Annotated in this window: 4 protein-coding genes; all 4 read left to right on the top strand. The window is 34.6% G+C overall.

Going from position 1 to position 7,377, the window contains the following annotated elements; all coding sequences use genetic code 11:
- Positions 1-1,360 precede the first annotated feature (1,360 nt).
- Positions 1,361-2,506: a response regulator gene (locus tag D5R40_RS28620; protein WP_124155567.1), complete on the top strand. Its 1,146-nt coding sequence runs from the start codon at positions 1,361-1,363 to the stop codon at positions 2,504-2,506.
- 76 nt (positions 2,507-2,582) lie between these two features.
- Positions 2,583-2,948 carry a response regulator transcription factor gene (locus D5R40_RS28615; RefSeq protein ID WP_124147492.1) on the top strand — a complete coding sequence of 122 codons (366 nt, stop codon included), beginning with the start codon at positions 2,583-2,585 and terminating at the stop codon, positions 2,946-2,948.
- A gap of 88 nt (positions 2,949-3,036) precedes the next feature.
- Positions 3,037-3,522, top strand: coding sequence for a chemotaxis protein CheW (locus D5R40_RS28610; RefSeq protein ID WP_124155566.1), 486 nt, complete (start codon positions 3,037-3,039; stop codon positions 3,520-3,522).
- A 71-nt stretch (positions 3,523-3,593) separates the two neighbouring features.
- On the top strand, positions 3,594-7,377 hold a 3,784-nt coding region (locus tag D5R40_RS28605; protein ID WP_124155565.1), incomplete at its 3' end, for a GAF domain-containing protein.

Raw genomic sequence — 7,377 nt, 5'->3', positions numbered from 1 at the left:
CCCACCCTGTGGAGGAGTGGGGAAACCAGCACCCCCTTACCAACCCCCTTATGGTTGTTTGATGGGGGTTTAATTCTAGTTATTATCTAGTATATGTATTGCAGAAGGAAGGACTGAAGTTGGAAAAATCTTGTGTTGTCTGAGTTTTAAGTTTTTCATATGTCCACACCCTTTCCTTCCACTGCTATACATACAACATACTTTTATTTTTACCAACATTAATCATAGCATAATGTAACTATTTATATTTGTCTCAAATTAGCAAAAATTTAAGTGTTTAATATGGCCTTTAGGTGGCCTTTTGATCATTTCGTAATACTTTTACTATATTTTGTTGACTCTAAAGAATTGAATCAGTGAAAATTTATAGGTGTATGAGAGATACCCAAGGGAAGTCAATCCGTGTCTACAGACTCCTTATAAAAGTGCAAAGTTAAAAATATTAACCGATCGCTGAAGGTCGTCAATATATCTTGATTGCGCCTTTTCAATACTTCAATAACTAATATGTATCCTAACTTCTGAAAAGGGGGTATATGAGAAATTCATAGTGCAAAAAAATGTTTAAGTGGCTATCACTCCTAGAATTTACATCATAAATATTAATTTAACTTAATTTGTTTAGAGGTCTGATAACTTAACATTCCTGAGAGGTTCATTAGCTTTTGAATTTTGTAATTTAATTAGTAAAATATAGCAAGGCTTTGATCGTTTATAAATTTTTAGCAATCCTATTTAAGTTGTAATATTTTGGTAACAGTTAGGGAGCAGTCATCAGGAGTCATAATTGTAAAGGTTTTCAGTTCCAATTAACTATTATAAAAATTGTCACAACCAATGCGCGGATTGCTATATATAAGGCGACTGTCAAAAACATTGTCCACAAAGTAAATATACTTAGATTTAGTAGTGTAGAATAATTTATATATATGATCATAGATGTCAATCAACTATAACTATAAACGATGGTGTTTTTTCAGCGACTTATTTTAATATTATTAATCAATTTCTTGATTAATAATATTAATTTTATGATAAAATTAACGTAGTTTTACTGTTTAAATATTTATGACCATTATCTAGTTTATTTGATCATATGAAACAAAAAAACTACTGATTTTAATGCAATCAATACAATAAAACATTTTTAAAATGTATTAAATAATTATTTTCTGTTCAAATATTAAGAATCATAATATAATATGATTAACGGAGAAAATATTAAAATAATTTTATTGTATTGTCATTTTCTTGAGAGGAAAAACTAATCTAGAAAGTTAAGCAGATGGCCACAAATGATGTTGTCAAATATTCATAACTCGAATGGTGATCGAGTTTTCATATTGAACCTTTAAGATTCATGTCTGCAAACAACAAAATAATCAAATTAGCACAAGAAATAGACATCCTTAGTCAAAGAATGGCAACCGGCAACCTATTATTAAATAGCCATGCAAAACAAGGAAACATTTATATATTTTATGGTAGATTACTCTATACTACTGGTAACTTTCATAGAGTGAGACGTTGGCAACGAGGGATAGAATTGCACTGTCCTAAATGGAAACCCATAACTTTACAACTATCAGATCAAGAAAAACCTTGGGAATATATTCTACTATATGATGGAATAACAAGAGATGAAATTACTCTTTATCAGGCTAAAAAAGTCATTCGTACTGTCACATTAGAAATATTATTTTCCCTGAGTCTTTACGTAGATCTAACATGCCAGTGGGAGCAAAGTCCAGATAAGAAATCAGAATTATCTTTAGGTTTAGCTCTATGCTATAGAGAACTAGAAGAAATTTTTAGTAAAGTTAATAAAATGCAAAATTTATGGCAAAAAGCAGGTTTCAATAGTCTTAACCCCAATCTTGTTCCTGTCATGACAAAAACTGTTAAACCAGAAGCTTTATCTGGTTGGGGTAAATACTTACATGGGGACCTAACTATATGGGATATTGCCTATCAACTAAGAAAATCAGTATTAGCTGTAACTAAAACTTTATTTCCTTTAGTCAAAAAAGGATTAGTTCAATTAAAAACAGTACCAGACTTATCAACATCACCTATAAAATCATCTTTAACAACAGCTAATTCTCAGAAAAGTACAGACAAAACTACATCCAAAAAACAATCATTAATTGCTTGTATTGATGATAGCCCAGTAGTGACTGAAACATTAAAGAAAATTTTGCAACCTGCTGGTTATAGGTTTATCAGTATACAAGATCCAATTAAAGGATTTGTTAAAATAGCTGAATATAAACCAGATTTAATTTTTCTTGACCTAGAAATGCCTCATGCAAATGGTTATACTGTCTATCAATTTTTACGCAAAGCACCAGCATTTGAAAAAATACCAGTCATTATTTTTACCCATCGAAATAATGTGATAGACCGCAGTCGGGCTAAATTAATAGGAGCAGCCGACTTTTTGAGTAAGCCTCCTAAACCAGAAGAAATCTTAAAAATGATCCAAAAACATTTGCCTAACACTTAAAAATTCAACTGGCAAACAAAAAATTTATTAATATAAGTAAAATTTTGGACAAACATTAAATAACAATTAGAAAGTTATGAAAGCAAGTATATTAATTGTAGAAGATAACCCAACTGAAGCTAGTATTTTGACTGAATGTCTACAAAAGTCAGGATTTGATGCATTGAGCGTAACCACAGCAGAGGCAGCTAAAGCTTTGCTGAATCAAAAAACTTTTGACGCAATTTTAACAGACGTGGTATTACCTGGTCAAAGTGGTTATGGACTGTGTAGGGAACTAAAAAATCAAGAAAATACAGCTCATATACCAATTGTTATTTGTTCTAATAAATCAGGGAAAATAGATCAAAAATGGGGTATGAAGCAAGGTGCATCTGCTTATGTGACAAAACCAATTAATCGAGAAGAAGTTGTAGCAACATTAAGACGATTAGTTGTTTAATATCATGTTCCCCCGGAGGGGGAACATGATATTAAATAGTTGTTTAACAAAAATAAATTTTTATGACTAAAGTCTTCACTTAAAGTCAATGCAAAAACAACAATTATTCCGTAGCATACAATATTTATGTATAGAAATTGATCGGACTTTACAAACTATACTATCTACTGATGACCTAGATGAAGTTATGACCTTAGACTACGGAAAAGTCTTACAAATACCAGGTATGCCAACTGTAGTTGCAGGAGTTTTTCAGTGGCATGGCGAGATTATATGGTTAATTGATATTGCTTATTTGATGGGATTTAATCCTTTACTATCTACTGGATACAATCAGGAAAAACTTCGGGTAGTAAAAGTAAAATATAAAGATAACTATCTAGGTATTTTAGTACAAAAAGTAGGTGAGTTGATAAATATTGAGACTAAAAATATTACCCTGTTGAAACAAAAAAAAGTTAATTCTCCTGTAGCAAAATTTATCAAGGGAACTTGTACAAACTCAGAGGGAGAAAAAATGATGATTGTAGATATTGAAAAAATTATTCAATATTTAGAAAAAGCAAAGAAATAAAAATCAGACAAAAAAATTAGCAAGAGCCGTTAAATAATTAGTAATTATTGATAATTAATAAAACTAAAATTATGGCACAGACAAATTTTAGAAAAACCAACCAATCAGAAAATAGAACGCAAAATATGAGCCAAAATTTCCACAACAAATCTGATCAAAAAACTGTAAATACTCAAGGAAATAATGAATCATTAGCAATTGTTCCAGTAAAAGTGTGGGAACAGGATACTAATCAAAAATCATTAGGAATCAAAGGAAAAACTAATACTTTAATAGAAGATTTAGGTGCCTTACAGGCTAATATAGATGTCAGAATTAATCAACTTCAAGTATTAATAGAAAAAGAAGGAGCAGCAGCCGAACGATTAGAATTATTAAACGAAATTACTTCCCATATTCGGGAATATATCAACTTAAAAGACATCTTTAAAACAGCAGTAGAAGATGTCAGATCTGCCCTACAAACAGATAGAGTAGTAGTTTATCAATTTGACAAAAACTGGAAAGGTACAGTTATTGCAGAATCAGTTAATAGTGACTGGCCACAAGCTATAGGGGCAGAAATTACCGACCCCTGCTTTGCAGACCGTTATGTAGAGTTTTATCAAAAAGGCCGGGTAAAAGCGACTGCTGATATCTACGAAGCAGGATTAACAGAATGTCACATCAGTCAACTAGAACCTTTTGCTGTTAGAGCTAACTTAGTCGCTCCCATTCTTGCCAACGGAAAATTATTAGGCTTATTAATTGCCCATCATTGTTCTGAACCACGACAATGGGTAGAATCAGAAATAGAATTTTTTCAGCAACTCGCTACTCAGCTAGGCTATGCTGTAGACCAAGCTCTACTACTAACAAAACAAAAAATAGCTACCGAACAAGCTCAAAAACTTAATTACATCAATTTCCAGATTCGTCAATCTTCAAATGTTCAAGAAATTCTCACTATTTCAGTTGAAGAAACTCGCGAAGCTCTTGATTGTGACAGAGTAATAATATACGAATTTGATACCCAGTGGAAAGGCAAAATTATTGCAGAATCAGTTAATAGTGACTGGCCACAATCTATAGGGGCAGAAATAACCGATCCTTGCTTTGCCGATCGCTACGTTCAACCCTATCAAAGGGGACGGGTTAAAGCCACAGAAAATATTTACGAAGCTGGGCTAACAGAGTGCCATATTAATCAGCTTAAGCCCTTTGAAGTAAAAGCTAACTTAGTTGCTCCCGTAGTAGTAGAAAAAAAACTCATAGGTCTATTAATTGCCCATCAATGCACAGGGCCTAGAGACTGGACAGAATTAGAAATTGACTTAATTCGCAAGTTGGCTATTCAAATAGGTTATGCTCTAGAACAAACATACCTATTGCAAAAACAACAAGCTGCTGCCAAGCAAGCTCGATTTTTAAACGAAATTGGCATCAAACTCCGGACTTCCCAGAATGCCGAAGAGATTTTTGATCTTATTGTAGAAGAAGCCCGCGGTACATTAGAAGCCGATCGCGTCATACTTTATCAATTTGATGCTGACTGGAATGGTAAAGTAGTAGCCGAGTCAGTAGATCGAGCTTGGCCTCAAGCTTTTGGTAAAAAAATATCTGAGCCTTGCTTTAAAAAAAATTATCTCAAATCATATCTGCGAGGACGAATTAGCACAATAGAGAATATTGATGAAGCAGGATTAGGAGAATGTCATATCCAACTTTTAAAACCTTTTGCCGTTAAAGCTAATATTGTTGCTCCCATCATCGCCGAACAAAAACTTCACGGTTTGCTAATCGTACATCAATGTTCTGCACCTCGTAAGTGGCAAGAATCAGAAATTGACTTTACTAAACAACTAGCCACCCAGGTAGGTTTTGCCCTTGACCAAGTAACATTATTACAACAGCAACAAGCCGCTACAAAACAAGCTATTGCCCTCAATCAAATCAGCTCCAATATTCGTAAATCTCTTAACCCTCAAGACATCTTGAACACTACAGTCGAGGATCTGCAAGAAGCTATTCAAGCAGACCGAGTTATGGTCTATAAATTCGATCCTCAGTGGAAAGGTACAATAATAGCAGAATCAGTAACAGTCGGATTTCCAGAAGCATTAGGAGCTGAAATTGTAGACCCATGCTTTGCTCAAGGTTATATTAAGCCATATCTGAAAGGGAGAGTTAAACCAACCAATGATATCCGTGAAGCTGGATTAACAGAATGCCATATTAAACAATTAGAACAGTTCAATGTGAAGGCAAATTTAGTAGCTCCCATTATCACAGATAAAAAGTTATATGGTTTATTAATCGCCCACCAATGTTCTGCCCCTCGCTACTGGGGAGCATTAGAAATTGACTTAATTAAGCAATTAGCTATTCAAGTTGGTTACGCATTAGACCAAGCATTATTGCTACAGCAACAACAAGCAGTGACTCAACAAGCGCGGTTACTCAGTGAAATTAGCTCCCGTATCCGGGAATCTCTAGAATTGGAAAAAATTTTCCAAACTACTGTAGAAGAATCACTGGTACTGATGAAAGCTGACCGTATTGTCATATATCGTTTCGATGAAAACTGGGAAGGTAAAATTATTTATGAGTCAGTCAAACCTAATTGCTCAAAGATTGCAGAGATGGAAACAGAAATTCCCTGTTTCCCTGCTGAGTATGTAGAACCCTATCGTCAAGGTCGAGTACAAGTCACAGAAGATATTAACAAGGCAAATTTAACAGACTGTCACCGAGAACAGTTGGAAAAATGGCAGGTGAAAGCAAATGTGGTAGTGCCAATTTTAGTAGGTCAAAAACTTTATGGTTTATTAGGCGCTCATCAATGTTCTGATACAAGACAATGGCAAGATTCAGAAGTCCAAGTTTTCAAACAACTGGCTTTACAAGTGGGTTCTACCCTGGAACAAGCTCTCCTATTAGAACAGGTAATCCAGGCTCGGAAAACAGCAGAAACTATCTCTCAGGAGCAAAAAAAGGGTAAAGAATTATTAGAAAATCAAATAGAAACTTTTTTGACAGAAATAGAAAATTCTTTTGATGGAGATTTGACAGTACGAGCTAATGTAACAGTAGGTGTCATGGGTACTGTGGCTGACTTTTTTAATGCCACGATTGAAAACTTACAGCAGTTGGTACTACAGGTGAAGTCAGCAACAAATATTGTGAGTTCAACAACTGAAGGTAACAATGCTGAAATTGAAAAATTGTCTGGTGAAGCTCATCGTCAAGCAGAAGCTATTACTAATGCTCTTGGACAAATTCAGGTAATGACAAATGCGGTTAAAGCAGTAGCTGCTAATGCTCAACAGGCAGAAGCTAAGGTGCAGCAAGCAAATCAGATTCTGCAAACTAGTGATGCTGCAATGAACCGTAGTGTGGAGGGAATTGTGGTAATTCAAAAAACAGTGGAGGCAACCGCTCGGAAGGTGAAAAATTTAGGGGAAACTTCTAAGAAAATTTCACGGGTGCTGAATTTGATTAATGATTTGGCAAATCAAACAAATATTTTGGCGTTGAATGCTTCGGTAGAGGCAACCAGAGCGGGGCAAGATGACCAAGGATTTGCTACAGTTGCTAGTGAAGTACGTTCTCTAGCTGAACAGTCAGCTAGTGCTACTCAAGAAATAGAACAAATTGTTGAAGAAATGCAATCTGATACTAGCAAAGTTGTCAAGGCAATGATAGTAGGTCGCAAGCGGGTAATGGTAGGAACTCAGTTAGTTAAAGGAGCGCGAAAAACTCTGACTGATTTATTGGATGTGAGTGCACAGATCAGTGAGTTGGTAGAGGAGATTACTTTGTCTGCGACCACTCAAGCTAATACTTCTAGCAAACTGTCAAAAACAATGCAAGAAG

Origin of the sequence: Okeania hirsuta (genome assembly GCF_003838195.1) — a bacterium.
In the GTDB taxonomy this organism is placed as follows: Bacteria; Cyanobacteriota; Cyanobacteriia; order Cyanobacteriales; family Microcoleaceae; genus Okeania; species Okeania hirsuta.
This window is presented reverse-complemented; position numbering and strand designations above follow the sequence as displayed.